We start from the raw sequence: 26885 nt of genomic DNA, 5'->3' as shown, positions 1-26885 counted from the left end.
AACCGGCCACCTTGGAGGAAGTCATGCGGAGCAGATCCGCACCGTTCCTTGTGTCCCTGGCCCTGCTGCTGTTGTTACCCATGATCAACGCGTCCGCCGCCGAGCGGGCGACCGACGAGAGCGCGTCCGGAACGTCCGCCGAGTCGGTGACGGACGACGAGTTCGAGAAAGTGCTGTTGACCTCCGACGTCGCGCAGCCGATGACGATGGACATCGCGAACGACGGCCGGGTGTTCGTCACCAGCCGCGACGGCGTCGTCCGGATCTATCACCCGGAGACGGGCGAGCTGAGCGTCGCAGCCGAACTCCGTGTCTTCGACGACCATCCGTTGCCGCCGGACCCGGACATCGAGGGCTCCAAGAACCAGGAGGGTGGACTCCTCGGTCTGGCGTTGGACCCCGACTTCGACACCAACGGCTGGGTGTACGTGTACTACACCAGCCGAGACGAGAACAACCACTTCCTCTCGCGATTCGTGGTGGAGGACGGCCGGCTCGACGTCGAGTCGGAGATCGTCCTTCTGAAGGTGCCCTACGACAAGACGAACTGCTGCCACGTGGCGGGGGATCTCGAATTCGATTCGGCGGGCAACCTCTACCTGAGCACGGGCGACGAGGCGACCCCGGATCTGAACGACCAGTACTCGCCGCTCGACAGTCGTTCGACCCACTGGTACAACGACGACCGCCGCACGTCGGGCAACACGAACGACCTGCGGGGGAAGATCCTGCGGATCACTCCGCAGGCGGACGGCACCTACACGATCCCGGAGGGCAACCTCTTCACGGGAGCCGAGGAGGGTGGCGGCAAGACCCGGCCGGAGATCTACGCGATGGGTTTCCGGAACCCGTTCCGGATCTCGATCGACCCCGCGACCGACCGCCTGCACATCGGCAACTACGGACCCGACCGCCTGGGCGACTGGACCGAGCGGGGACCGTGGGGTTTCGACCAGTACATGGTGACGTCGGAGCCGGCGAACTTCGGTTATCCCTTCTGCATCGGCAACAACTACCCGTACCGCCCGTGGGACTACGAGACGAACGAGCCGCTCGGTGACTTCTACGACTGCGAGAACGGGCCGATCAACGACTCGCCGAACAACACCGGGTTGGAGCGCACGCCGCCGGTGAAGCCGGCGACGATCTACTACCCGCGCAGCTGGACGGGCTGGCCGCAGACGTGGGAAGGGTGGCCAGGCCGGGACATCAACCCGATCCCCGAGCCGTTCCTGGAGATGGGTTCCGGCGCCGGTGGGCCGATGTCGGGGCCGGTGTACCGCTACGACGAGAACCTCGACTCGCCGACGAAGTTCCCCGAGAGCTACGACGGACGCTGGTTCCTGCTCGACTACCACCGCGGTCACGTGAAGACGGCCGTGCTCGACGAGAACGAGACCGTCACCGCGATCGACGACTTCATGCCCGGACAGACGTGGTCGGGCCTCATGGACGGGCAGTTCGGTCCGGACGGCTCGCTCTACGTGCTGGAGGGCGGCTCGTTCGGCGACAGCCCGAACGCAGGTCTGTACCGCATCGACTACGTCGGCGGTGACGGGCCGAACCCCGACTGTGCCACGCAGCCGGCCGAGGACGGGTACCGGCCGCTGTGGGACGGAGCGACGCTGAACGGCTGGAACCAGGCCGGGCCGGGCGGGTTCGCCGTCGTCCCGGACGAGGACCGGCCGGGCGCGTGTGCCCTGGAGTCGGTCGGTGACCCCGAGGGACTCGGGATGTTGTGGCACGGCGAGGAGTTCGACTCCTACCGGCTGCACGTCGACTTCAAGGCCGTGGCGGAGGACGACAACTCCGGTGTGTTCATCGGGTTCCCCGACCCCGGTGACGACCCGTGGATCGGAGTGCAGCAGGGCTACGAGATCCAGATCGACGACACCGGGGGCTCACCCGACGCCGCGGACAAGTCGAAGACCGGGTCGATCTACACCTTCCAGGCACCGACGTCGTTCCCGACGGTGGCCGGTGAGTGGAACACGATGGAGATCGAGGTCGACGACCCGATGATCCGGGTGTGGATCAACGACGTGCTGGTGAACGAGTACGAGAACCCGGAGGGTTCGGGGCGCGACCTCTCGTCCGGCTACGTCGGGCTCCAGAACAACCGGGTCACGGACACCGTCTACTTCCGTGACGTCTGGATCAAGGAGCTCGGCGAGGACCAGTGCCCGGAGCCGCAGACTCCTCCGGAGGGCTTCGTGCCCCTGTTCGACGGCGAGACGCTGGACGGCTGGACTCAGGCCGGTCCCGGTGGGTTCGAGGTCGACGAGTGCGGGCTGCTCCAGCCGCACGGCGGGATGGGTCTGCTCTGGTACGACCAGAAGACGTTCGACGACTTCACCATGCGCGTCGACTTCCGGGTCCAGGACCCCGCCGACAACTCCGGTGTGTTCGTCCGCTTCCCCGACCCGCAAGGTGATCCGTGGAAGCCGGTGGACGAGGGCTACGAGGTCCAGATCTACGAGAACACCGACGATCCGCTGACCCGGACCGGCGCGATCTACACCTTCGCCCCGGCCGAACCACTGGCGACCAACCCGGTCGGCGAGTGGAACACGATGGAGATCGAGGCGATCGGGCAGGAGTACCGCGTCGTCCTCAACGGCACCGAGGTCGCCACGTACACCGGTGACGGAAGCCGCGGCCTCGACGGCTACGTCGGTATCCAGAACCACGCCGACGGTCAGGAGGCGGGGGAGAACGTCGAGTTCCGCAACGTCTGGATCAAGGAACACGACGACCGGCTGACGGTCGACGCCTCGCTGGGTCCGGCCGAACCGGACGGCTCCGGCGGCTGGTATGTCTCGCCCGTCACGCTCACTCTGGAGTCGAACGACCCCGAGGCGCAGCTGCAGTGGCGTCCGAGGACCGACGAGTCGGAGTGGCGCACGTACACAGAGCCGATGGTCTTCGACGAGGACGGCATCCACAACATCGACTACCGGGCCGTGGTGCCCGGTGGCGAACCGTCCGAGAAGGAGATCCTGGTCGGGCCGAACGGGTTCGACTTCAGCGAGACCGAGTTCAGCGTGCAGCAGAACGACGTCGTCAAGTTCCAGTACGTCCCCGGATACCCCCACGACGTGGTGATCACGGACGAGAACGGCGAGATCCTGGCCTCTCGCCCGCTGGGGTCGGACTGGGAGGACGATCCGTTCTACTTCGAGGCGACGGAACAGGGCACGTACTACGTGTACTGCACGCCGCACTCGAACCGCCCGGATCCGGACGACCCGACGACGTGGACCGGGATGGTCTCGACCTTCGAGGTCACCCCTGCCGACGACGGCGAGGAAACGGGGATCGAGGAGATCGAGTTCCTGATCGACCGGACGGTGCCGGCCACCGAGGCGACCGTGGAGGGCGCGCAGGACGGTGACGCCTTCACCGGCCCCGTGACGGTGACCCTGGGCGCGCAGGACGCCACGTCCGGGGTGTCGCGGACCGAGTACCGCATGGGCGGCGAGGAGGAGCCGTCGACCTACGAGGGGCCGCTGACCGTGGACGAGCCCGGTGCGCACACCGTCGAGTTCCGGTCCGTGGACCGGGCTGGCAACGCCGAGGAGTGGCAGTCGGTCGAGTTCACCATCACCGCCGGTGAACCGGGAGCCTGCCCCGATCCGGACACGCGGGAGACCGTCGTGATCGGCGGCGTCGACAGCGGCGTCACCAATCACGTGCGTGAGGACGGGTGCTCGGTCAACGACCTCATCCTCGACGACGCCGAGTGGCGAAACCACGGTGCCTTCGTCAATCACGTGCGGGAGGTGACCGGCCGGTTGGTGGCCGAGGGCGTGCTGACCGACAAGGAACGAACCGCCATCGGCAGTGCCGCGGCACGCAGTGACATCGGCCGCGGTGGAGGCCCGAAGCCGGTGTGACGGGCCTGTCCGAGTAGTCCGCCGACAGCTCCCGCCCGAGACCGGGCGGGAGCTGTCCACCCCCTGAACAGCACGGGAGATCTCATGTCGAAGCGACTCGGCCGACTGGCCCCGATAATGGTCGCCGTCCTCGCGGTCGCCGCGTGCGGCGACAGCGTCGATCCGCGAGGCAACGACGCGGACACCGGCGACGGAGACCAGGGCACGCTCGTTCTGGAGAGCTGGCGCAACGACGACCTCGCGATCTGGGAGGACGTCATCCTGCCTGCCTTCCACGAGCAGCACCCGAACATCCGGGTGACGTTCCAGCCGACGTCGCCGGACGAGTACGACGCCGCCCTCGACGCGAAACTCTCCGGGGGCACCGCGGGCGACCTGATCACCTGCCGCCCGTTCGACGTCGCGCTGCGGCTCCACGAGGAGGGGCACCTGGAGTCCCTGACGGACCTGAAGGGCCTCGACGCCTACAGCGACATCGCCCGTGCCGCGTGGTCGACCGACGACGGCTCGGAGACGTTCTGCGTCCCCATGGCCTCGGTGATCCACGGCTTCCTCTACAACACCGAGATCTTCGACGAGCTCGGTCTCACGCCGCCGACGACGGAGGAGGAGTTCCACGACGTCCTCGACGCGATCGCCGCCGACGGCTCCTACGCCCCGCTGGTGATGGGGACGGCGGACCAGTGGGAGGCCGCGACCATGGGACTGCAGAACATCGGTCCCAACTACTGGCACGGCGAGACCGGGCGGCAGGGCCTGATCGAGGGCACCCAGCGCTTCGACGACGACCAGTACGTCGCCGCGTTCACCGAACTCGCCTCGTGGGCGGAGTACCTGCCCGACGGCTACGAGTCGATCACCTACCCGGACGCGCAGAACCTGTTCACCCTCGGGCGGGGGGCGATCTACCCGACGGGCTCGTGGGAGATCGCGCTGTTCAACGAGCAGACCGACTTCGAGATGGCGGCGTTCCCACCGCCGCTGCCGGAGGGCCGGGACACCTGCCACATCAGCGACCACACCGACCTCGGGATCGGCATGAACGCGGCGACCGACCACCCGGAGGAGGCCAGGACGTTCCTCGAGTGGACGACCACCCCCGAGTTCGCCGAGCTCTACGCCAACGCCCTGCCCGGGTTCTTCCCGATGTCCGAGCACGACGTCACCGTCGAGGACCCGCTGGCGCAGGAGTTCCTGAGCTGGCGTGAGGAGTGCGAGTCGACCATCCGCAACTCGTACCAGATCCTCTCGCGTGGCGAGCCCAACCTCGAAAACCAGTTGTGGGATCTCAGTGCGCAACTGCTCAACGGCACCGTCGAACCGCGGGAGGCCGCCGATCGGGTCCAGACGGGACTGGAGCGTTGGTACGAGCCGCAGCAGCAGTAGTCGTCGGCCCGGTGTGGGGCGTTCGCGCATGCGCGCCCCACACCGCCCGTCCCGTTGGAGGAGCACATGAGCCGACCTCTGATCTCGACGCCGCCCGGCGAGACCGGTGATCCGGCCACGACTGCGGGCGCCGCGACGGTGCCGAGGCCGGGGCCCGTCGCCCGGCGCCGCCGACGTCGGTTTCGCACCCACCTCGTCGTCTTCGTCGCGCCGGCCGTCGCGATCTACACCGTGTTCATGGTCTACCCGTTGCTCGACTCGCTGCGACTCAGCCTGTTCGCGTCGCGCGACGGGGTGCAGACGTTCGTCGGACTCGACAACTTCGTCCGGCTCCTCTCCGACGACCTGCTCGCCGGAGCCTTCTGGAACGCGGTGTGGAACAACCTGCTGTTCTTCGCCGTGCACTTCGTCGTGCAGAACCCGATCGGCCTGCTCCTGGCGGCGTTGCTGGCCGCGCCGAAGCTCCGGGGACGCGCGACCTACCGCACGCTGCTGTTCATCCCGACGACGCTCTCCGTGGTCATCGTCGGATTCATCTGGCAGCTCATCCTCAGCCCGGTGTGGGGCTTCGTCGACACGCCGCTGCTCGGTCAGTCGAGCACCGCGCTGATCACCCTCGCGCTGATGTCGGTCTGGCAGTACATCGGCATCCCGATGCTGCTGTTCTACGCGGTGCTGGTCAGCATTCCGGACGACCTCGTCGAGGCGGCGACCATCGACGGCGCCAACGCCTGGACGACGTTCTGGCGGGTGAAGTTCCCGCTGATCCTGCCCACCGTCGGGATCGTCTCCGTCATCACCTACGTCGCCAACCTGAACGCGTTCGACCTGATCTACACGGTCAAGGGCGCTCTGGCCGGACCCGACTTCGCCTCGGACATCATGGGCACGCTCTTCTTCCGCACCTTCTTCGGATTCCAGCTTCAGCAAGGCTCCAGCAGCATGGGCGCCACGGTCGCCACGATGATGTTCCTCCTCATCATGGCGGGTGTCCTCCTGTACTTCTTCGGCTGGCAGCGGCGCGTCGAGAGCTATCAACTGTGAGGAGACGGACGTGACCGCTGTGAGCATCCCGGACTCCGGTGTCACCGGCGCCACCCGGCCGCCGAGAGGGCGTCGCACGTGGCGAGCGCGGGTCGGCACCGTCGTCCCGCACGTCATCCTGCTCGCTTACGTCGCCGTGGCGTGCGCGCCGATCGCGCTGATCGTCATGAACGCGTTCAAGTCCCGTCAGGCCATCTTCGAGGAGCCGTTCGCGTTCCCGACGCCCGCCACGTTCGACCTCAGCGGCTTCGAGACGGTGTTCGCCAGGGCCGACTTCGAGCTCTACTTCCTCAACAGTTTCATCGTCACCGTCAGCACGGTGTTCCTGGTGCTGCTGCTCGGGTCGATGCTGGCCTTCGCCCTGGCCGAGTACCGCTTCGCGGGCCTCACCGCACTCGCCCTGTACATGGCGGTGGGAATCATGATCCCGATCCGGCTGGGAACGGTGGGCATTCTCGACCTCATGGTCGATCTGAGCCTGGTGAACTCGCTCGCCGGCCTCGTCCTGGTCTACACCGCGATGGGGCTGCCGCTGGCGGTGTTCGTCCTGACCGCGTTCTTCAAGCAGGTGCCCGACGAGCTCAAGGACGCCGCCCGGATCGACGGGGCCGGCGAGTACCGCGTCTACTCGATCGTGCTCCCGCTCGTGCGACCGGGCCTGGCGGCCATCGGCGTGTACACGATGCTGCCGATCTGGAACGACCTCTGGTTCCCCCTGATTCTCACGCCCGCCGAGAACGTCCGCACGGTCACCCTCGGCACGCAACTGTTCCTCGGGCAGTTCGTCACCGACTGGAACGCCGTTCTCGCGGTGTTGTCGCTGGCGGCCCTGCCGATGCTGGCTCTGTTCATCATCTTCTCGCGGCAGTTCGTCCGCGGTCTGACCTCAGGAGCGATCAAGTGAATCGGACACGGATCGGCATCGTCGGCGCGGGTTTCATGGGATCGGTGCACGCGCAGGCGTGGGCCGCCTGCCCCGACGCCAAGCTCACGGCGATCATGGCCAGTCCCGGCCGTCCGCCCGCGCAGCTGGCGCACGACTACGGCATGCACGCGTGCGCCGATCTCGACGAACTCCTCGACCGGGTCGACCTCGTCGACATCTGCGTTCCCACCGACCTGCACCACGAGATCACCGTCCGCGCCGCGCGAGCCGGATGCGCCGTGGTGTGCGAGAAACCGTTGGCCCGCACCCCGGCCCTGGCGGCCGACATGATCGCGGTCTGCCGGGAGGCCGGGGTGCCGCTCCTGCCCGCCCACGTCGTGCGGTTCTTCCCCGAGTACGCGGCGGCGAAGGCTACGGTCGATGCGGGGGAGATCGGGGAACCGGCGGTGATCCGGTTGACGCGGGCGACGTTCCGGCCCGCGAAGCCCGCCGCCGACTGGTACTTCGACGAGGCGCGCTCGGGCGGCCTGCACTTCGACCTGATGGTGCACGACCTCGACTACGCCCGCTGGATCGCCGGTGACGTCGTGACCGTGCACGCGCGCAGTGTCCGGTCCTCCCGGCCGGACCTCGACACCGACCACGTCGTGGCCATCCTCCGGCACGTGTCGGGTGCCCTCAGCCACGTCGAGGCGTCGTGGGCGCACCCGCCACCGACGTTCCGCACCCGGGCGGAGATCGCCGGGACCCACGGCCTGCTCGACGTCGATTCCGACCGCAGCGCGCCGGTACGCCCGACCCTGCGAGCCGGGACGCGGGAGGGGGACATGCCGTTGCCGTCCAGCCCGGTCGCCGAGTCGCCCTACACCGCCCAGCTGCGCCACTTCCTCGACGTGCTCAGGGGCGAGGCGAAGCCGATCGTCACCGCCGAGGACGCTCTCGCCGCGGTGCGGATCGCGGCCGCGGTCGGACGCTCGCTCGAGACGGGTCGCGCCACGGACGTGGAGGTAGTCGCATGAGAATCGGGTTCCTGTCCACCGCTCACATCCACGTCGATGCCTATGTGGACAACGTCCGGCGCGCCGGTGCCGAGGCGGTCGGGGTCACCGACGACGACGTCGAACGCGGCCGCCGGTGGGCGAGCGCGCACGCGGTGCCGTGGTTCTCCTCACCCGAGCAGCTGCTGGCCGCCGGGGTGGACGCGGTCGTCGTCTGTTCCGAGACCGTGCACCACCGCCGGCTGGTGGAGCAGGCGGCGGCCGCCGGCGTCGCCGTGCTGTGCGAGAAGCCGCTGGCCACGACCGAGGAGGACGCGCGCGCCATCGTCGAGGTGTGCGCGAGCGCCGGCGTGCCGTTGATGACGGCGTTCCCGATGCGGTTCAGCCCGCCGATACGGGAGTGCGCGACGCTTCTCGCCGACGGAGCACTCGGCCGCGTCCACGCGGCCACCGGCACGAACCAGAGCGTGCTGCCGGTGCGGCACGGCGCCTGGTTCGCCGACCCCGAGCTGGCCGGCGGCGGAGCGATCATGGACCACACGGTGCATCTCGCCGACATCCTGCGCTGGTACCTCGGCGAGGATCCGGTGGAGGTGTACGCGGCGACCAACCGGGTCTTGCACCGCGACACCGTCACCGTCGAGACGGGTGGGCTGGTGATGCTCGGCTACGCCGACGGCGTGTTCGCGACCATCGACTCCAGCTGGAGCCGCCCGGAAAGCTTTCCCACGTGGGGTGGGTTGACTCTGGAACTGGTGGGGGAGCACGGCACGATCGCCGTCGACGCGTTCAGCCAGCATCTCACCATCCACGGCGGCACTCAGGGACTCTCCCGCCCGATGTGGGGATCCGACGCCAACCAGGGCATGATCGACGAGTTCCTCGACGCGGTCCGTGAGGGCCGCACGCCGTCGATCACGGGAGAGGACGGGCTGGCGGCGACGCGGGTGGCGTTGGCGGCGTACCGGTCGGCGGCCGAAGGGCAGCCGGTGAGCCTGGCCGTGCGGTAGCGGTGAGGGACTGCGGTCCCGTCGGGAAGAACTCGTCGTTGGCCGGCACGGCGCACGAACCGGCCGCCTGCACGGCGATGCGGCCGGGAGCGTGCTTGGACAGCGACCGGGACCGGGGTCAACCACGCCGAAGGAGGTCGACCCGAACCTCGTTCCCCGTCCTGCTCCGGCCTACAGCGTGACCCATCAGGCCTTCTCCGTCAGCGATTGGGCACGATGGAGAATGTCTTCATCTTCGATCTCGATCCCCGACGCCTCGATGTCGGAACACGTTCGGTCGACGATTTTCCCCATCTCACGAACGAAGTTCTCCACCGGTGTCTCGACGACACCGCGCGTGTTCAAGAGGTCCTCGTAGTTCCCGAGCGTACTGAACCACTGCGCCGAAATCCGGAGACGAGTCCGGTCGGGGACGAGTTTCCATTCCGCGGCGAAGGTGTCCGAAGCCCAGCGCACCGCTCGTTCCGCGCGCAGGCCGCCTTGGACCTCCTCGAGCAGCGGGACCAAGTCGTCCATGAGAACAGAAACGTCGTACCGGTAGCTGAGGCGGATCGGTACCAGGTTCCAGACAAGGATCAGGTCCTCGGTGTCGAGCGGGTACAGCTCGCTTATCGCATCCGCCATATCCGCTGCGGGCCCCTCCGGGCGCAGCGTTCTCGGACATCCGACCTGGACCGCGAACTCCATGTCAACCGTCCTCGCTGAAAGAATGCGTCAAGGGATAAGCGTGCACCTTACCATTCGGATAAACCTTGACGAAGAGGGCGTTGGGTGTCCTCGTGTTCGGACTTCCGTCCGGATTCCTCTCCGGTAGGAACTCGATGTTGTTGTGGTTCTCGGGAAGAGGCACGATCGCGTGGTTGTTCACCCCTATCTCAGTTGCTCTCTGCACCGCGTATTCAACGTCCTCGGGCGACCCGAATTGTCCTTGTGGCTTGTCCTCCTTCTGGGCTCTGGCTGGGCCTTCGTTCCAGTTGATCCCGTGTTTCTTGTTGCCTAGAAGTCCCGCTTCCGGTTTGTAGGTGACCCCGTCATGTTCAATCCCCCTCCGCACTCGTTCGATACACTTCTTGTTGCTCAGTCCGAGCGGATCGAACCAGTCGGTCGGGTTCGGTACATACCAGTGCGGATTGAGACCGGCGGCGAGTCCCAAGGGGTCGGCGCTCAGGTAGCGGGCGGTGGTGGGGTCGTAATAGCGAAGGTAGTTGTAGTGGAAACCTGTCTCCGGATCGTGATACTGGCCCGGGAACCGGAGCGGGGTGCGGACCCCCGTCCGGCTCTCGGTGGTGGTCACTCCCCACAGGGTGGTCCGGTGGAACCACGCGACGCCGCCCTGATCGTTGATCAGTTCCATCGGGCTACCGACGAGGTCGGTCACGATCGAGTAGAACTGCTCGTCGATCCACTGCTGTGAGGCGTCCCGGGGAGAGGAACGCTCGGTCTGCGTCAGAGGCCGGAACGTGCCGGGCTCGTAATCCCACACGGTGACCCGCCGCTGTGGCGGCTGCGATCCGTCGGCACCGACACTGTGTGCCTGTTCGGCGAGGACCGTGCCGTCCCAGGTGAAGTCGATCTGCTGCAGCACGGCCCGGCCGTCCGCTGTGAGGCGTTGTTTCGCGACACGGCGGCCAAGTGGGTCGTAGCGGTAGCGCCAACGTGAGCCGTCCGGCGTGAGTACCTCGGTGAGACGGTCGTCGGCGTCCCAGAAGTAGCGCCACGTCTCGGGTTTGTGGGACAACCGCTTCCGCTGCCGGAGCACCACACGGCCTTGAGCGTCGTGCTCGTAGCGAACGTTGCCCGCTCGTCGAATCCGGGTGCCTCGGTACTCCCGTTGCCCCACCACGTCGGGATTCGAGGACGCTTGAGGTGTCGGCCAGGATGCGTTCGCGACATTCCCAGCGGAGTCGTAGGCGTACCGCTCCGTCCACCCGTCTCCGGTGACGGTCGTGACCCGCCCGGCCTTGTCCAGCTGGAGGTCGCGGGCCCCGGTGAGCTGGTCACCGATCCTCGTCAGGTACCCGTCTGCGCGATAGGCATAGGTGCGTTGTTGGGACGTGCGTCCGCCTGCGCGGGTGATGGTCTGGGAAAGCAGTTGATCATTCGCGTTCCAGGTCTGCGTCAGCGCCACACCGGGACCGAGCCACCGCTGTGTTTCGTTGCCTGCGCTGTCGTAGGCGAACCGCAGAGTGCGCCCGGCGGTTCGCAGGGAGACGGGCCGGCCGACGGGGTCGTACTCCCACACGCTTTCCGCGCCGGACGGTGTGCGTCGGTGTGTCCTGCGGCCGAGTGGGTCGTAAGCAGAGGCGACAGTGCGTCCGTTGATCGTCTCGGCGACCACGCGGCCTGCGGGGTCTCGATGGAAGGTCAGTCGAGCGTCACTCCCGACCGCTCCGACAAGACGGCCCACGGGATCGTAGGTGAACGTCGAACCGACCTCTCCAGTGCGTCGTTCGACGACGTTGCCCAGTACGTCGCGCAGGAAACGGGTGGTCTGTCCCGCCCCGTTCACCCGGGAGATCAACTGACCGGCGGCATCGTAGTCGTACTTCAGCGTGCGTCCGTTGAAGTCGGTCTCCTGCACCAGCCTTCCCGCCGCGTCATAGTGATAGCTCCACACCGCCCCCAGCTCGTTGGTGACGCCGACCAGGCGCATTTCGGTGTCGTATCGGAGCCGAAGCCGAGTGCCGTCGGGACGGGTCTCCGCCGCGGGCAGGCTGAAGTGAGTGACGTCGGTACGGGTCTCGCGTCCCATCGTGTCGATGTGAACACGCAGATTGCCTTCCCCGTCGTACATCCAACGCTCGGTCGACTGGTCGGGGAGCGTTCGCCACGCCGGCTTGCCGTCCACTGTCCAGCCGAGTTCCGTGACGCGGCCTGCCGCATCGATCACCTCGGTGATGCGCCCGAAGCCGTCACGCACATACCGTTTCGTGTTCCCGAGCGGATCGGTCACCTGGATCGGGAGTCCCGCCTCGTCGGTGTCGACCCGCTGCACCCTTCCCAGGGCATCGGTCACGCTGGTCAGACACCCGCGTTCGTCGTAGGCATAGCTGGTAGCGGCTCCGAGAGGGTCGATCGCCTTCGTGAGATTGCCGCGCTCGTCGTACTCGCGCCGGGACACCGCTCCATCGGGCGTGATCATGGTGACGGGGAGGCCGAGACCGTTGTACTCGAACCGTGCCTGGCTGCCGTCCGGGCGCGTGACGGCGAGCAGGTTGCCGTCGTCGTCGTACTCGTAGCGGACGGTGCGGCCGAGCGGATCGGTCTGCGACAGCAGCTGATCGTGCTCGTCCCACTCGGAGCGGGTCTCGTTGCCGAGCGCGTCGATCTCGCGAATCGTCTGCCCCGCCTCGTTGAGGTGGTATGTCGTACGAGCACCCTGGGAGTTGGTCCACGTGGTGATCCGGTTCTCGGTGTCGTACTCCATCGTGCCGCTCAGGAACCCACCGGACCCCTCACCGGCCACCACGCGACCCCGGGAGTCGTAGGTGAAGCGGTACCACGCGTCGTTGCGGTCGGTCCAGCTGGTGATGCGGCCCGCGGGGTCGTAGGTGAAGCGCATCGGCAGGCCGGACGCGTTGATCACCTCGGTGAGTCGGCGGCCCTCGTAGCCGTAGCGCATCAGGAGGACGTCCGCGCCGTTGGCTGCCTCTCGCAGGTACAGCGCCGTGATCAGGCCGTTCTCGGATTCGACCCGGATGCGGTAGCCGCCGGAGTGCCGCACCTCGACGGGCGTTCCCGCGGCGTCCCGATCGATGATGAGCCGGTGGCCGTTCCGATCGTTGATCGCGGTGAGTGGCAGGACCCGCTCGCCGGCCGCGAACGACAGAGTCCGTCCGGTGTCGTGCCCGGTGAGGGTGTAGCTGCCGTCGTCGTGTGCGGTGAGTCGGTGGCGGGAGCCTTCGAAACGCACGGTGGCCCCGGCTGCGGGGGTCGGCGCCAGCAGCAGCTTGCCGTCGTCCGCGGCGAAGGACACACCGGCGCTGTGCAACTCCAGGCGCTGGTCCAGTGTGGACGTCCAGGACGGGCCGAAGTGCCGGCCCACGCGGTACGAGGACAGATGGGTCCGTTGCAGTACGAGGGGCAGGACCGCCTGCACTTCCACATCGGTCTGCTGCAGGATCATCTCGCCGGTGGCGACGTCGATGGGGTCGCCTTCGATCTTCCGGTCGCCCGCGTCCCTCTGTGGATTCTGGGGGTCGCCGTCGTTCTGGTTGCGCAGGGGGACGTCATCGGTGGGCTTGGTGGGCTGGGTGGGTGCCGTCGAGTCGGTGGTCGACGGTGTCGTCGTGCTGGACGGGGTCGTGGTGCTCTGGCCGTTGGAGCCGGGGCGGCCTCCCTGCGCCGCCGCCTGGGTGGCGTCCTGCGCCTTGGCGACGCTGGAACTCGCGTCGATGCTGCCCACCCGCTGTGGGGGCCGTTGAGGACTCGCCCCGTCACCGTTACCGGTGTTCCCGCTGTTGGGTCTTCTCGGCGCCACGGATCCCCCTCATCCGTTCAGAAGCTTGCTCAGGTTTGTGAGGCTGTCGATGAGACTCGTGATGAAGGTGAAGATCCGGCCGGTCCACTTGACCACCGCGGCGGTGATCTGCGCGGCGATCACCGGGATCGTCACCACGAAAATCGCCTCGGCCGCCCACACGATCACCCGCGCCACCAGGTCCGCGATCAGGTCGCGGACGATCTCACGGGTCATCTGCACGAGCCCGCCCGCACCCTCGGTGGCCGAGGCCATCGCCGCCGAGATCGCGGCCAACCCTCCGACGGCCTCCACGTTGTTGGCCATCATGGCGTGGTATGCCTCGGCAGCTCCACCCTGCCAGCCGGGCAGGTCGCTCTCGAGGCCCGCGCTGAGGTCCTCCGCCATAGTTCCGAGGTGCTCGGCCATGTTGTTCCAGGTCGCGGCGTGGGACATGACCACGTCCGGCATGCCGGTCAGTTCGTCGAGGATCTCCCGCAGCGGCTCGAAGTACTCCATGGCCCAGGAGATCCCGCTCGACAGCAGGGAACTGAACGGGTCCAGCGCCGTGGAGACGGCCTCGAGACCCAGTCCCACGCCGGCCAGCGCACCGGAGACCCAGTCCTGGTTCTGGATCGAGGTGACGAGACCTTCGATTCCGTCGGCCAGCCCGATCCCGGTCCACGGTTTGCGCGACGACTCGACCGGGGCGACCAGCGAGTCGTCGGTCATGGCAGCTCACCGACCGACTCGATGAGGTCCGCGTGCTCCTTGTCGTTGCTCTCGTAGAGGTCGGCGGCGGAGCGCAACGACTCCGCGGCGAGCGACAGGTTCTCCGCGACGAAATCGATGAGCTCGTCCTGCCGGGTGTGCCGGCTTTCGAGGATTCCGGCGATCCATCCGCAGAGGAGCCCGTAGGCCTCGTCGTTCTGCTGGATGTGTGCGCTGGCGCCTTTCACCGCGTCGAAGCGCGCCTGAATCCCGTCCACCGTGCTCGCGTGCGCGCGAAGCTGCTCGGCGTCGACGACGTACCCGTCGGCCATGATCACCCCTTCTCCAGGAAGGAGCGGTTCTCGTAGTCGTCCTCGGAGCCGGGGTCGGCGTCGGGCGTGTCCTGGCCCGGTTCACTGCGCAGGCGGTTCTCGACGGACTCCGCGATCGCCCGAGCCGCGGGTGTTTCCGTGCCGACCGTCTCGGCGATGATCTCCTGGGACCGGTCGGCCAGCTTGTTCTTCGCCTCCGCCAGCGTCCTCATGATCGTCTGCGAGACCACGTCCGGCTTGGTGCTCTCCATCCGGCTCGTGAGTTCGAGGCCGACCAGTGCGCCGGTCGAATCGATCGTGACCTCGACCAGACCGCTCGGATCGGCCGCGGTCACGCGGGTCTCCTGCAGACGCGTGCTCATCGTGTGGGTGTCCGCCGCAAGCTTGTCGATGCGGCCCTTCCATGCGGCCAGCTTCTCGCGAGCACCGTCCGGATCGAAGATGTCGCCGTCCATGCCACAGCCCTCCCCCAGATCGCGTAGCGGCTGCGTTCCTCGCGTCCGAAAGGGTAGTGACTCGCCACGAGCGGAGAAGGGGAAAAGGACGAGATGACCCGAACGGCCGCATGATCGTCTGCACCCACACGACCTATCTCTGAGATATATTGAGCCGCATGCGGAACTTCATCCTCGGGTTGCTCCTCCTGCGCCCGATGTCCCTGTACGAGGTGCACGCGCAGTTCGCGGCCGGTCTCTCGCACATCTATGCGGCCAGTTACGGCAGCATCCACCGGTCGCTCAAGCAGCTCCTGAGCCAAGGTGACCTCGCCTGCGCGGACGAGCCGGCATCCGCGCGGAACAGGAGGCGGTACGTCGTCACCGACCAGGGCAGGCGCACCTGGCTCGCGTGGATGAAGGAGCCGGCTTCGACGGAGAACGCCGAAGTAGCCGCCCTCGCGCGGGTTTTCCTGCTCGGACTCGTGGACGACCGCCCCACCCGGTTGTCGGTCCTCGCCTCCTTGCGTGCTCGCGCTCTGGCGGAGCACGAGGCCCTCCTCGGCATCGACAACGATTCCGGAGACCGGGAGAACGACGCCCCGGGCGCGCGCTACCGCGCCACCACCGTCCACTACGGAGTGGCAGCGAGCGGGAACCTCGTCGACTGGCTGGACGAGCTCGCGACGACCGAGAACCCGGTGCCGGCAGGGGAGAAGCGATGACGACGATGGCGCTCGCGGTGGCGTTCACGATCCTGATCGCTCTCGCGATCCTGCAGGTCCTTCTCATCGCAGGCCGTCCACTCGGGAGCCTGGGATGGGGTGGTCGGCACCGAGTGCTGCCGACTCGACTGCGTGTCGCGTCGGGCATCTCGATCGTGCTCTACGGACTCTTCGCGCTCCTTCTTCTCAGTCGCGCTGGTGTCCTCCCCGGTGCCGACGCAAGCCCTGTCGTCGTCGGCACGTGGCTGCTTTTCGCATTCTGCGCGATCAGCGTCGTCATGAACGGCCTGTCCCGCAGTCGTCCCGAACGCCTGGTCCAAACGCCGGCCAGTGTCGTCCTCGCTCTCGCGGTCCTCGTCATCGCCCTGTCGAACGCCGCCTAGTCGGGCTGTGGAGTGCGAGTCGCCCAGCTTCGGGCAGCGGCCGCTCAGGAGTCGTGCAGCTCGTCGACCAGCGCGAAGCCGTCCTCGATCCACGCCAGCTCGGTGCGAGCGCGGGCGATCAACCCGTCGTAGGCATAGATCTTGTAGCGGACGGCCAGCTCGGCCTCGCGCTCGTCCAGTTTGGTGAGCCGTGCTGCCAGAGTGGGGTGAGTGCGGTCGAGGAGGGTCGCCCGGGTTCGCTCGAGCATCGCCAGGTGTTCTTCCCAGTACGTCTGCTGTCGTCGCAGCTGCTCGCGTACCGCCTCGGGGTCGGCGAAGTCGTAGTACGCCGCCTTCAGGTAGGCGGGGTCCCGCTGCCGCTGGGGCTTCAACGGCGATTCCATCCACCTGCGGAAGTCGGCGAGCCCCGCGTCGGTGACGTGGTACTCCTTCTTGGTCCCCTTCTTCCCCCAGGGCACCTCGACGGCGTCGAGGAGGCCGTCGCGCTCCATCCGGTTGAGCTCGGGGTAGATCTGCGAGTCCGGCGCGTGCCAGACGTGCGCGACCGAGCTGCTGAAGCTCTTCGAGATGTCGTACCCGGTCATCGGACGGCCGGTCAGCAGCGCGATCAGCGCATACCGCAGTGACAAGGTCCCTCCCCTCTCAGGGCGGTCACGCTATCCACTCTTGCCAACTCACTATATCGATAGTTATCTTGTGGCCCACCCTACAGATACCTCTCTCCATAGGGAGTTGTCCCCAATGACGCTGACTACCCCTCCCCCCGCGGACACCACGGCGCCCACCACCGCCGCCGCGAAGATCTTCAACCACCCCCGCAACGCCTGGTACGTCGCGGCGTGGGATCACGAGGTCACCACCAAGAAGCCGCTGGCCCGCACCATCGCCGGAGTCCCGCTGGCGCTGTGGCGCAACAGCGAGGGCCGCGCCGTGGCGCTCGCGGACGCGTGCTGGCACCGGCTCGCGCCGCTGTCGAAGGGCAAGATCCTCGGCGATGAGCTGCAGTGCCCTTACCACGGCCTGCGCTACAACGCGACGGGTCGCTGCACGGCCATGCCCGCGCAGGAGACGATCAACCCGAGCGCGATGGTGCCCTCCTACCCGGTCGTCGAGCGCTACCGCTACGTCTGGGTGTGGGTGGGCGATCCCGACCTGGCCGACCCCGACACCGTGCCCGACATGCACCAGATGGACGACCCGGGCTGGGCCGGTGACGGCGAGACCATCCACGCCGACTGCAACTACCAGCTGGTGCTCGACAACCTCATGGACCTCACCCACGAGGAGTTCGTCCACGCGTCGAGCATCGGCCAGGAGGAGCTCTCCGAGGCCGAGTTCGACGTGGTCCACGAAGGCAACACGGTCACCGTCACCCGGTGGATGCGCGACATCGACCCGCCGCCGTTCTGGCTGAAGAACATGCGCGACAAGTTCCCCGGCTTCGAGGGCAAGGTCGACCGCTGGCAGATCATCACGTTCGAGGCGCCGAGCACCATCTGCATCGACGTGGGCGTCGCCAAGGCCGGCACCGGCGCACCCGAGGGTGACCGCAGCCAGGGCGTCAACGGCTACGTGATGAACACGATCACCCCCGAGACGCACCGCTCCTGCCACTACTTCTGGGCGTTCATGCGCAACTACCGCCTGGACAGCCAGACCATCACCACCCAGCTGCGCCAGAGCGTGCACGGTGTCTTCGCCGAGGACGAGGACATGCTGCGCGCCCAGCAGGACGCGATCGACGCCAACCCCGACCACGAGTTCTACAGCCTGAACATCGACACCGGCGGGATGTGGGTGCGTCGGATCCTGGAGCGGATGCTGGCAGCCGAGGGGCGGCCGTCGGCGGCTCCCGCGGTCGGGCGAGGTGCCTGATGGCGGTGCAGTCGCAGTCGCGCTGGCAGCGCGGGAAGGTCGTCGAGGCCGAGTACGTGGCGGAGGGCGTCCGCCGGATCGCGCTGGAGGTCGAACATCCCGAGCACGCTGCCCCCGGGACGCACGTCGACGTCGCGCTGGACATCCACGGCCGACGTCAGGTCCGTTCCTACTCCGTCGTGCGGTCCGAGGACGGTGGGCGCCGACTCACGCTCAGCGTGCAGCTCTCGTCCCAGTCCCGGGGTGGTTCGGAGACGATGCACGCACTGGCCGTCGGTGACGAGCTCACCGTCACCGGCCCGGTGCAGAACTTCCCGCTCGCGGTCGGCGCCGGTCGTTACGTCCTGGTCGCCGGCGGCATCGGCATCACCGCACTGGTCGCGATGGCGTCGTCGTTGCGTCGCCGCGGGGCCGACTACGAGCTCGTGTTCGTCGGCCGCAGTCGCCGGGTGATGGCCTACCTCGACGAACTCGAAGCCGAGCACGGCGACCGGCTCCGCGTCCACGTCGACGACGAAGGCACGCCGCTGTCGGTGCCCGACCTCGTCGGCGACATCGCGGCGACACCGAACGCGGCCGCCACCGAGCTCTACATGTGCGGTCCGATCGGTCTGATGAACGCGATCAAGTCGAGCTGGACCGAACACGCTCTACCGGAGCCCAACCTGCGGTTCGAGACCTTCGGGTCCAGCGGCCGGTTCGGCGCGGAGGAGTTCCGGGTGCGGCTTCCCCAGCACGACCGCGAGGTCGTGGTCGCACCCGACACGTCGATCCTGGACGCGCTGGACGCCGCCGGGGTCGACACGCTGTCGGACTGCCGCAAGGGCGAGTGCGGACTGTGTCTCGCCAAGGTCATCGAGGTGGACGGCACCATCGACCACCGTGACGTCTTCCTCAGCGAAGCGCAGAAGGAACGCACCACCCATCTGTGCCTCTGCGTTTCGCGTGCGGTGGCGGCCGGGAGCTGCGGCGACCGTGCCACCGTCACCCTCCACCTCACCTGATCCGGCGTACCGGATCCCTCACCTCTGGACGCCTCATGAACATCACTGAACGCATCGGCGCGGCTCGGATGTCCGGCTACCAATGGTTGATCGTCGCGCTCTGCACCTTCATGAACTGCCTCGACGGCTTCGACGTCATGGCGATCGCCTTCACCGGCCCCTCGGTCACCGAGGAGTTCGGCCTGAACGGCTCGGAGTTCGGGCTGCTGGTCTCGGTCGGTCTGATCGGCATGGCCATGGGGTCGATGCTGCTCGCCCCCTTCGCGGACCTGATCGGTCGTCGACCGCTGATCCTGATCAGCCTCACCCTCGGCACGATCGGCATGTTCGGCGCCGCGATGGCCCCGTCGGTGACGGTGATGGGGGCCTTCCGCCTCATCACCGGTATCGGCGTGGGCGGCATCCTGGCGAGCACCAACGTGATCGCCAGCGAGTTCTCGAACGCGAAGAACCGCGGGCTCGCCATCGGCATCTACACCGCCGGGTACGGCATCGGTGCGACGTTGGCGAGCGTGGTCGCGAAGGCCACGGTGGGCGGTGACTGGCGCATCGTCTTCTACGCGGGCGGTGCGGGCACCCTGATCGCGCTGATCGTCATCGCGCTGCTTCTGCCCGAGTCGGTCGCCTTCCTCGAACAGCGTCGTCCGCGGGCCGCGCTGGACAGGATCAACCGCACCCTGACGCGGATGGGGTTGGACTCCGTCAGCGAGACCGACCTCGACCGGGCGGCCACCGCTCGGCAGGAGGCCGGGCAGGCCGATCGGGGTTGGCTCAAGCGGCTTCTCAGGCCCACGATCCTGCTCTGGATCGCCTTCATCACCATCATGTTCGGCTTCTACTTCGTGAACAGCTGGACTCCCACTCTGCTGGTGGAGGAAGGGCTCTCGGAGAGCGCCGCGGTCACGGCCGGTATGGCGATCTCGATCGGCGGCACCGTCGGATCGGTGCTCTACGGAGTCGCCGCTCGCGTGCGGACGCCGCGGGTGGTCCTGATCGGATTCTCGCTGCTCTCCGCGGCGATGATGATCGTCTTCATCCTGAGCACGTCGATCCTGTGGCTCGGGTTCGGAATCGGTGTCCTCGTCGGAGCGCTGATCAACGGCTGCATCGCCGGCGCGTACACCGTCGGGCCGCCGCTGTATCCGTCGAAGGTCCGCAGCGTCGGCATGGGCTGGGCGCTCGGCATGGGCCGGATCGGCGCGATCCTGTCCCCGACCATCGCGGGAATGCTCAAGGACGCGGGTGCCACGGCGACGCAGCTCTACGTCGGCGCCGCCGTGGTCGTGGCGATCTGCGCGGTCGTCCTGGTCGCACTGCGCAAGCACGACCCCGAGTCGACTCCGGCGGCGAAGGAGGAACTGGCTGCCGCCTGAGGTGATTCTCGGATAACGCGGAAGGCGGGCCGGTCGTCACTCCGACCGGCCCGCCTTCGTGGTGTTCCCTGTCGACTGCGCGTTCAACGAAAACGCTGACGCGCTCATTGAAATGCGGCGGTCACGGCACGCCCTGAGTGTCTGCGGAACAACTTTCGGGGGTAGCGTCGCACCGGACCTGGCCGGAACACTGCGTGTCTATCGAGTTTTTCGAAACGACGCGCTGCTTTCGGAGGACATCCATGGTCTCACGTCGGCGGTTTCTCGGAATCTCGGCTGCGGCGCTCAGTTCGCCGCTGTGGGCGGGAGCGCTGACCGCTCCGTTCGCGATGGCCGCGCCGGAAAGCCTGCGGTTCCGTCTGGTCAACAACTCCGGTAGGACCGCCTACGCCTATATCGCCGGCCAGGCGGATGCGGACGGTCGAGCGATGTTCGTCCGCGCCGACGGCAGCGTGTACTACCCGGCGGCGAGTGGTCCGGTACCCGAGCCGCTCGGGGAGGATCCCGCGATTCCGGTGAATGGTTCGACCGAGGTCGTCGTTCCCCGCATGTACGGCGCGCGGGTGTATTTCGTGACCGACGACAGGCTCGATTTCTTCGCCGTGCAGGGGGGCGACGGCGGTACTGCGGTCGTGCACCCGAACTTCGTCTCCGACACCGACCCGAACTTCGGCAGGGACTGGACGTTCGCCGAGTTCACGCTCAATTCCGTCCAGTTGTACGCGAACATCAGCTACGTCGACTTCGTCGCCGCCCCGGTCGGCCTGCACCTGGCGCACGCGGGCGGAATCCAGGAGGTTCCCGGCCTGCCCAGCGGCGCGATCGACCGCATCGCCTCGGCGCTGCGGGACCAGGGCGGCGCGTGGCCGACCTGCGTCCAGGAGGCGAACGGCACCGTGCTCCGCGTGCTCAACCCGAACCACCGGGCCGGCGACTTCGCGGGGTACCTGGACGAGTACGTCGACCAGGTGTGGCAGAAGTACGCGAGCGAACCGTTGATCGTCGACTCGCAGCGCGGCGACATCGGCATCCTCGAAGGCCGGGTGGAGGGCGGCGACCTGGTGTTCGGCGCGGAGCGTTTCGGCAGGCCGACCACGGGCGACATCTGGGGCTGCAACAGCGGACCGTTCGCCAACAACCCGGCGACCGACAGCGAGGAGCGCAAGGCCATCGTTCCCCGGCTGGCCGCCGCCTTCAACCGGACCACGTTGCTGATCAACTCCGAGCAGCCGCACGGCGAGAATCCGGCGACCTTCTACCAGCATCCGGTCACGAACCACTACGCCCGCGTCGTGCACGAGAACCTGCCGGACGGCAAGGGCTACGCCTTCGCCTACGACGACGTCAGCGCGAACCCGGACGAGGACCACAGCGGCAAGGTCAACCACGGCGACCCCGAACTGCTGACGGTCACACTCGGCGCGATCCGCTGAGCGTGTGGCCGGCGGGCCGGCGATCGGGGCGGTGACCTGAGGATAACGTTGTCGATGTTCCTCGCGGGTCACCGCTGTTGCAGGGTCACGTACGCAGGTGGGACGCGCCGTTGAGGTCGACGACGGTGCCGGAGGTCCACTTCGCGGCCGGGGACGCGAGAAAATGCACGACGGCGGCGATCTCTTCCGGTGTGCCGACCCGGCCGAAGGGGCTCTCGGCACGCAGGCGCTCGCCCTCGGGGCCGGACAGTTTCGCCGTCTGCCGTTCGGTGGCGATGAATCCGGGCGCGACGGAGGTGACCGTGATGCCGTGCGGGGCGAGCGCCACGGCCAGCGACTGGCCGAGGGCGTGCAGCGCCGCCTTGGTCGCCCCGTAGGCGGGGAAGTCCGGTTCGCCCTTGAACGCACCACGCGAACCGACGTTCACGATCGCCCCGTCGGCGCCCCGGTCCACGAGATGGCGGGCCGTGGCCCAGCACAGGTCGGCCGCGCCCAGGAGGTTGACGTCCACCATCCGCCGCCAGACCTGCTGCCAGTGGTCCAGCGAGGTCTGGGCGATCGAATGCCGGGTCTCTTCTGTGGGTGCCACGGCCGCGTTGTTCACCAGCACGTCCACCGAGCCGAGCGCGGCCACGGCCTCGGCGACGACTCGCTCCGCCGCGCCGGATTCGCCCAGGTCAGCCTGGATCAGTGTGTGTCCGGTGCCGGGCAGTTCCCGCATAGTCCGTTCGGCGTCCGCACGGCGTCCCGCGTACTGCACCGCGACCCGGTCGCCGCCGGCCGCGAAGGCCGTCGCGACGGCGCGGCCGATACCCCGAGATCCGCCGGTGACCAGCACGCCCCTCATCGGGCGAACACCATCGACTCGTCACGGAAGGACTTGAACTCCAGGGCGTTGCCCGCGGGGTCACGGAAGAACATGGTCCACTGCTCACCGGGCTCGCCGGGGAAGCGCAGGTGCGGCTCGATGTCGAACCTCACCCCGGCGGCTCGCAGCCGCTTGGCGAACCGGTGGAAGGCTTGTTCGTCCAGCAGCAGACCGAAGTGCGGGATCGGCACCTGGTGCTGCCCCACCAGGCTGGTGCCGGCCGGCTGCGGCGCGACCGCCACCAGGTGGGGCACCAACTGGTGGCCCTCGAGGTTCCAGTCCACCCAGTGGTCGGTGCTGCGCCTTTCGGGCAAGCCCAGTACCTGCCCGTAGAAGCTGCGGGCGGCTACCAGGTCGTCGACCGGGATGGCCAGGTGAACAGCGGGTCGGTGAGACATCGGGATCCCTTCGGTGAGGTCGGCGTCCGAGCAGCGTGACCGAATCATCGTCCTAACGTCAACATCAAGACAATGTACTTCCGGGCCCGGACCAGGGCTGGTCTCGCAGCTTGTCCGGAGATCAACATTGGACGATGCTCTCGCCCTACTCGGCTCGCTCAGTGCGGCCGGACGAGGGGCCCAGGCGACACTCCGGTAACACCGCGGCTCCGCCACCGAGCTTCTCCAGCCTCTGCCCGTGGGCGTTCGGGTGGTGGTTCGAACCTGCGGGAAGAAGGGTTCGTACGCGCGGCGTCGGCCGCCCGTTCCCGGCGCCGGGGCCCCGAAACGAATGGCCTCAACGGAAATCCGTGGTGACTGTCAACCGCGCGACACCGTGCCTTCCTGCCGGATGCGCTGGTCGCCCTCGCGGTAGAGCACCAGGTGCTCGTGGAAGAGGACACCGTCGCGGATGTCACCGGTGGCGGTGAAGCCGGTGTCGTCGACGTAGTCGATGTGATCGCCGGTGACGGTGTACCGGCCGGTGTAGGCGCTCCGACGCATTCCTCGGGCCTCGTCGTAGCGGCCGTTCGGCAGTAGTTCCTGGCGGATGTGTCCGTCCGCGGTCACCCACATGCCGACGTAGGGGTGCAGGTCGCGAGGTGTGTCGTTGCCGCTCATGGCTCCAGTTTCGGCCTCGCGGCGCGGAGCAGCCAGGTCGCCGTCTCCCCAGGAGTGGGCCTCCTGGGGGACGTGCACCCACGATCGCGAGCGAGACGGTGTGGCGCCGTCCCGCATATGCCGTCGTGAGCAGGGGCGCCCTGGGTGCCGCACACCCAGGGACACAGCGGTCTGGTTCCGATGCCGCACGGCGACGAACCTGGTGGTCATGCGGCTGCGGCAACCGCCGAGCAGCTTCCCCCGCCCGCATGGGCGCTCACCTCGCTCGTCGGACCGACCGACGAGCCGACCCCTGAGGAACACCATGACCATCAGCTACACCGACACCATGGGCTGGAACCGAAAGCCCCTCGACGAGATCGTCGCGAACGACGGTGGCCGTCCGGTCCTGTTCACCAACGCCCGGATCGTGACGATGGACCCTCTGATCGGGACCGTGACCGGTGCCGACATCCTGTTCGTCGGTTCCCTGATCGTGGGCGTCGGTCCCGCCATCGTCACCGCGGCAGTCGACGACAACGCTATCGTCGTCGACTGCGCGGGTACGACCGTCGTCCCCGCCGTAGTGGACACCGTCGCACTGGTTGGCGGACGCGGCCGACGCCCGGAGTACGTGGCGACGCTGACACCGGGCAATACCGCAGACTTCCTGGCGGTGCCCGACGAACTGGCCGACGATGTGCCCAGCGCGCTGGCCACTCTCATGTCCCACCCGGAGCAGGTCCGCGCGCTGGTCGCAGCCGGTCGCCCCGTCCTGTGGGCGGGCACCGACGTCCCCGGCAGACCCACCGTTGCAGAGACGGGCATCCCCGCCGCACCGGACCTGGCCGGAAACCCACGGCTCGGCGTCTGGATCGACCTTGAGGGCTTCCTGCACCAGGAACTCACCGCCGACGGCCGCTACGACGAGACCCGGGGCGGCCGCCGCCACGCCTACCAGGGCCGGTTCTGGATCGACGGCGACCGCATCGACTACCTGGACGACCTCGGCTTCTGGGCCTACGGGAAGTTCGAGGCCGACGAACTGCACCACGCGGGTTACGTCATGAAGCGCAGCTGACCGCCGGTCGCGCCGGTACACGTCCTGGTCCTGAGCACGCGACACCGGCAAACGGTGCACTGGCTGCCCTGGTCGGCCCGACCAGGACCGGAAACCGAGCAGTGCAGCTGCGCCGACAGCCCACCACCCCTCCCCGAGAGCTACGGAAAGCAGATCCCCTCGTGAACGTCAACGACACCACCAGCGCCGCCGTCCTCGACCGGATCCGGTGCCGCCCTGCGGACGAACGGCGCATCCTGTTCACCGGCGCGACCATCGTCACCATGGACCCCGCCCTCGGCGTCCTGCACGACGCCGACCTGCTCGTCGATGGCGACACCATCACCGCGATCGGTCCGAACATCGATCCCGGCGACGCCGTGGTCGTCGACGCTTCCGGCTCCGTCCTCAGCCCCGGCTTCGTCGACACCCACCGGCACGCCTGGGAGGCCCAGCTGCGCCGCATCATGCCGGACGTCGACGACCTCGGCGCCTACGTCATGTCCACTCTGGCGGGACACGCCCCGGTCTACCGGCCAGAGGACATGTACATCGGCACCAAGCTGGCCGCCCTCACCGCGATCGACAGCGGCATCACGACCATGCTCGACTTCTCCCACAACTCCCGGACTCCGGAACACTCCGACGCCGCAGTCGAGGCTCTCCGCGACACCGGCATCCGCGGCGTGCACGCCTCAATGGGCCCGCACTTCGGCGACTGGGACAAGCAGTGGCCCGGCGACCTGACCCGCCTCAAGGAGCGCTACTTCAGCAGTGACGACCAGCTGCTGACCCTGCGCCTGGCGACGCTCGCCACCGACGAGATCGCCGGCCCGGCACTCGCCTACGGTCCCGACCTCGCCTGCGTCGCGAAGGACCTGGGTATCGGAGTGAGCGTGGACGCGGTCTTCGGTAAGGCCTCCTCCGAGGCGATCCTGCGCTGGGCCGAGGACGGCATCCTCAACCCCGACGTCACCCTCATCCACGCCACCGGACTGACTCCCGAAGCATGGAAGGCCATGGGGGAGACCGGCACCACCGTGGCGCTCGCCCCCACCTCCGACGCCCAGATCGGCCTGGAGACCGCGATCCCCGCCGTGGACGAGGCCCTGTCCGCCGGCATCCGCCCCGGGCTGAGTATCGACGTCGAAGTCGCCTTGGTCAGCGACATGTTCACGCAGATGCGTACCCTGCACGCCATCCAGCGGATGCGGGCCGTCAACGCCGCCCACGGCACCGACGAGCAGCCCGCCCGCATCACCACCCACGACGTCCTGGACTTCGCCACCCTCCAGGGTGCCCGTACCAACGGCCTGGAGGGCGTCACCGGATCGCTCACGCCGGGCAAGAAGGCCGACCTGCTGGTCATCCGGGCCGAGGACCTCAACAACATGCCGCTCAACGACCCCATCGGCACTGTCGTGCTGGGCTCCGACGCCCGCAACATCAGTGCTGTCCTCGTCGACGGTGAGGTACGCAAGTGGAACGGCCACGTCCTCGACGTGGAGCTGCCAGCCCTGCGCCGCGAGGTCCACGCCTCGCGCGACTACGTGCTGAACACCCCGGCTGCCTGACGCTGGTAGTCGCTGTAACGTGCGTGGGATTGCTGGCGGCGCCAGGCGGACCAATGGGGCCGGTGGGCCGAATTTATGCACGGACCGGAGGACAAGCGTCGTGAGCAGTTGTCGGTTTTGGCATCCATGGCAGCCGCCCGAGACCGCGAATAGACCGCAGCCAGCCGGTGACGGCGGGACGTAGCCGGACACAGCCGGACACAGCCGGACCACACAAGAACGGCCCCTCACCGCATCGTGCCTGGTGAGGGGCCGTTTCGTGTGGTCACAGTGAGTGCCCCCGGTGCGACTCGAACGCACACTGGACGGATTTTGAGTCCGCTGCCTCTGCCGATTGGGCTACGGGGGCGTGGTAGGCAGTTTACTCCGTGTCGCTTGGTCGAGTGGCACCGGGGTT

General features: G+C 67.9%; 23 protein-coding genes and 1 tRNA gene. 14 read left to right on the top strand and 10 right to left on the bottom strand.

Going from position 1 to position 26885, the window contains the following annotated elements; translation table 11 throughout:
• Positions 1-23 precede the first annotated feature (23 nt).
• The 6 genes from SACAZDRAFT_RS06485 to SACAZDRAFT_RS06460 all read left to right on the top strand — a co-directional run bounded on the left by SACAZDRAFT_RS06485 (position 24) and on the right by SACAZDRAFT_RS06460 (position 9220).
• On the top strand, positions 24-3896 hold the full coding sequence (locus SACAZDRAFT_RS06485) for a family 16 glycoside hydrolase (protein ID WP_005439874.1): 3873 nt from the start codon (positions 24-26) through the stop codon (positions 3894-3896).
• Between the two features lie 84 nt (positions 3897-3980).
• Positions 3981-5282: an ABC transporter substrate-binding protein gene (locus SACAZDRAFT_RS06480; protein WP_005439873.1), complete on the top strand. Its 1302-nt coding sequence runs from the start codon at positions 3981-3983 to the stop codon at positions 5280-5282.
• A gap of 66 nt (positions 5283-5348) precedes the next feature.
• A complete protein-coding gene (locus SACAZDRAFT_RS06475) occupies positions 5349-6326 on the top strand; it encodes a carbohydrate ABC transporter permease (protein ID WP_005439872.1) in 978 nt (325 codons plus the stop codon).
• A 10-nt stretch (positions 6327-6336) separates the two neighbouring features.
• Positions 6337-7230 carry a carbohydrate ABC transporter permease gene (locus tag SACAZDRAFT_RS06470; protein ID WP_005439863.1) on the top strand — a complete coding sequence of 298 codons (894 nt, stop codon included), beginning with the start codon at positions 6337-6339 and terminating at the stop codon, positions 7228-7230.
• Positions 7227-8231 carry a Gfo/Idh/MocA family protein gene (locus tag SACAZDRAFT_RS06465; RefSeq protein WP_005439861.1) on the top strand — a complete coding sequence of 335 codons (1005 nt, stop codon included), beginning with the start codon at positions 7227-7229 and terminating at the stop codon, positions 8229-8231. The genes SACAZDRAFT_RS06470 and SACAZDRAFT_RS06465 overlap by 4 nt, the downstream gene beginning before the upstream one ends.
• Positions 8228-9220: a Gfo/Idh/MocA family protein gene (locus SACAZDRAFT_RS06460; RefSeq protein ID WP_005439859.1), complete on the top strand. Its 993-nt coding sequence runs from the start codon at positions 8228-8230 to the stop codon at positions 9218-9220. The genes SACAZDRAFT_RS06465 and SACAZDRAFT_RS06460 overlap by 4 nt, the downstream gene beginning before the upstream one ends.
• Before the next feature lie 186 nt (positions 9221-9406).
• On the opposite strand, the gene SACAZDRAFT_RS06455 is transcribed toward SACAZDRAFT_RS06460, so the two are convergent.
• The 5 genes from SACAZDRAFT_RS06455 to SACAZDRAFT_RS06435 form a co-directional block, all read right to left on the bottom strand.
• Positions 9407-9907, bottom strand: a complete 501-nt coding sequence (locus tag SACAZDRAFT_RS06455) for a hypothetical protein (RefSeq protein ID WP_005439857.1) — start codon at positions 9905-9907, stop codon at positions 9407-9409.
• Position 9908: 1 nt separating this feature from the next.
• Positions 9909-13625, bottom strand: coding sequence for an RHS repeat-associated core domain-containing protein (locus tag SACAZDRAFT_RS06450; protein WP_232286371.1), 3717 nt, complete (start codon positions 13623-13625; stop codon positions 9909-9911).
• Positions 13626-13709: 84 nt separating this feature from the next.
• A complete protein-coding gene (locus SACAZDRAFT_RS06445) occupies positions 13710-14411 on the bottom strand; it encodes a WXG100 family type VII secretion target (RefSeq protein ID WP_040927689.1) in 702 nt (233 codons plus the stop codon).
• On the bottom strand, positions 14408-14722 hold the full coding sequence (locus SACAZDRAFT_RS06440; protein ID WP_005439856.1) for a type VII secretion target: 315 nt from the start codon (positions 14720-14722) through the stop codon (positions 14408-14410). The genes SACAZDRAFT_RS06445 and SACAZDRAFT_RS06440 overlap by 4 nt, the downstream gene beginning before the upstream one ends.
• 2 nt (positions 14723-14724) lie before the next feature.
• On the bottom strand, positions 14725-15177 hold the full coding sequence (locus SACAZDRAFT_RS06435; RefSeq protein WP_005439855.1) for a YbaB/EbfC family nucleoid-associated protein: 453 nt from the start codon (positions 15175-15177) through the stop codon (positions 14725-14727).
• A 158-nt stretch (positions 15178-15335) separates the two neighbouring features.
• On the opposite strand from SACAZDRAFT_RS06435, the gene SACAZDRAFT_RS06430 reads away from it, so the two are divergent.
• Together SACAZDRAFT_RS06430 and SACAZDRAFT_RS06425 are read left to right on the top strand one after the other, a co-directional pair.
• Positions 15336-15881, top strand: coding sequence for a PadR family transcriptional regulator (locus SACAZDRAFT_RS06430; protein WP_005439854.1), 546 nt, complete (start codon positions 15336-15338; stop codon positions 15879-15881).
• Complete coding sequence (locus SACAZDRAFT_RS06425; RefSeq protein ID WP_005439852.1) at positions 15878-16264, top strand: hypothetical protein; 387 nt, start codon at positions 15878-15880, stop codon at positions 16262-16264. Before SACAZDRAFT_RS06430 ends, SACAZDRAFT_RS06425 begins: the two co-directional genes overlap by 4 nt.
• A gap of 44 nt (positions 16265-16308) precedes the next feature.
• Here SACAZDRAFT_RS06425 and SACAZDRAFT_RS06420 read toward each other — a convergent pair whose 3' ends face one another.
• On the bottom strand, positions 16309-16893 hold the full coding sequence (locus SACAZDRAFT_RS06420) for a PadR family transcriptional regulator (RefSeq protein ID WP_005439850.1): 585 nt from the start codon (positions 16891-16893) through the stop codon (positions 16309-16311).
• Positions 16894-17005: 112 nt separating this feature from the next.
• On the opposite strand from SACAZDRAFT_RS06420, the gene SACAZDRAFT_RS06415 reads away from it, so the two are divergent.
• The 4 genes from SACAZDRAFT_RS06415 to SACAZDRAFT_RS06400 all read left to right on the top strand — a co-directional run bounded on the left by SACAZDRAFT_RS06415 (position 17006) and on the right by SACAZDRAFT_RS06400 (position 21949).
• Positions 17006-18139, top strand: a complete 1134-nt coding sequence (locus SACAZDRAFT_RS06415) for an aromatic ring-hydroxylating dioxygenase subunit alpha (RefSeq protein ID WP_005439849.1) — start codon at positions 17006-17008, stop codon at positions 18137-18139.
• Positions 18139-19143, top strand: coding sequence for a PDR/VanB family oxidoreductase (locus SACAZDRAFT_RS06410; RefSeq protein ID WP_005439847.1), 1005 nt, complete (start codon positions 18139-18141; stop codon positions 19141-19143). The genes SACAZDRAFT_RS06415 and SACAZDRAFT_RS06410 overlap by 1 nt, the downstream gene beginning before the upstream one ends.
• A gap of 35 nt (positions 19144-19178) precedes the next feature.
• A complete protein-coding gene (locus tag SACAZDRAFT_RS06405) occupies positions 19179-20516 on the top strand; it encodes an MFS transporter (protein ID WP_005439844.1) in 1338 nt (445 codons plus the stop codon).
• Between the two features lie 242 nt (positions 20517-20758).
• A complete protein-coding gene (locus tag SACAZDRAFT_RS06400; protein ID WP_005439841.1) occupies positions 20759-21949 on the top strand; it encodes a glycoside hydrolase family 64 protein in 1191 nt (396 codons plus the stop codon).
• 85 nt (positions 21950-22034) lie between these two features.
• On the opposite strand, the gene SACAZDRAFT_RS06395 is transcribed toward SACAZDRAFT_RS06400, so the two are convergent.
• The 3 genes from SACAZDRAFT_RS06395 to SACAZDRAFT_RS06385 all read right to left on the bottom strand — a co-directional run bounded on the left by SACAZDRAFT_RS06395 (position 22035) and on the right by SACAZDRAFT_RS06385 (position 23875).
• Complete coding sequence (locus SACAZDRAFT_RS06395; protein WP_005439840.1) at positions 22035-22796, bottom strand: SDR family NAD(P)-dependent oxidoreductase; 762 nt, start codon at positions 22794-22796, stop codon at positions 22035-22037.
• On the bottom strand, positions 22793-23215 hold the full coding sequence (locus SACAZDRAFT_RS06390) for a VOC family protein (RefSeq protein ID WP_040927927.1): 423 nt from the start codon (positions 23213-23215) through the stop codon (positions 22793-22795). The genes SACAZDRAFT_RS06395 and SACAZDRAFT_RS06390 overlap by 4 nt, the downstream gene beginning before the upstream one ends.
• Before the next feature lie 360 nt (positions 23216-23575).
• Complete coding sequence (locus SACAZDRAFT_RS06385) at positions 23576-23875, bottom strand: Atu4866 domain-containing protein (RefSeq protein WP_005439837.1); 300 nt, start codon at positions 23873-23875, stop codon at positions 23576-23578.
• A 304-nt stretch (positions 23876-24179) separates the two neighbouring features.
• On the opposite strand from SACAZDRAFT_RS06385, the gene SACAZDRAFT_RS06380 reads away from it, so the two are divergent.
• A complete protein-coding gene (locus SACAZDRAFT_RS06380; protein ID WP_005439835.1) occupies positions 24180-24935 on the top strand; it encodes an Atu4866 domain-containing protein in 756 nt (251 codons plus the stop codon).
• Between the two features lie 161 nt (positions 24936-25096).
• Entirely contained in the window at positions 25097-26488 is a 1392-nt protein-coding gene (locus SACAZDRAFT_RS06375; protein ID WP_005439834.1) for an amidohydrolase family protein, read from the top strand.
• 275 nt (positions 26489-26763) lie between these two features.
• On the opposite strand, the gene SACAZDRAFT_RS06370 is transcribed toward SACAZDRAFT_RS06375, so the two are convergent.
• Positions 26764-26837, bottom strand: a tRNA-Leu gene (locus SACAZDRAFT_RS06370).
• Positions 26838-26885 lie beyond the last annotated feature (48 nt).

Source organism: Saccharomonospora azurea NA-128, assembly GCF_000231055.2.
GTDB classification, from domain to species: Bacteria; Actinomycetota; Actinomycetes; order Mycobacteriales; family Pseudonocardiaceae; genus Saccharomonospora; species Saccharomonospora azurea.
This window is presented reverse-complemented; position numbering and strand designations above follow the sequence as displayed.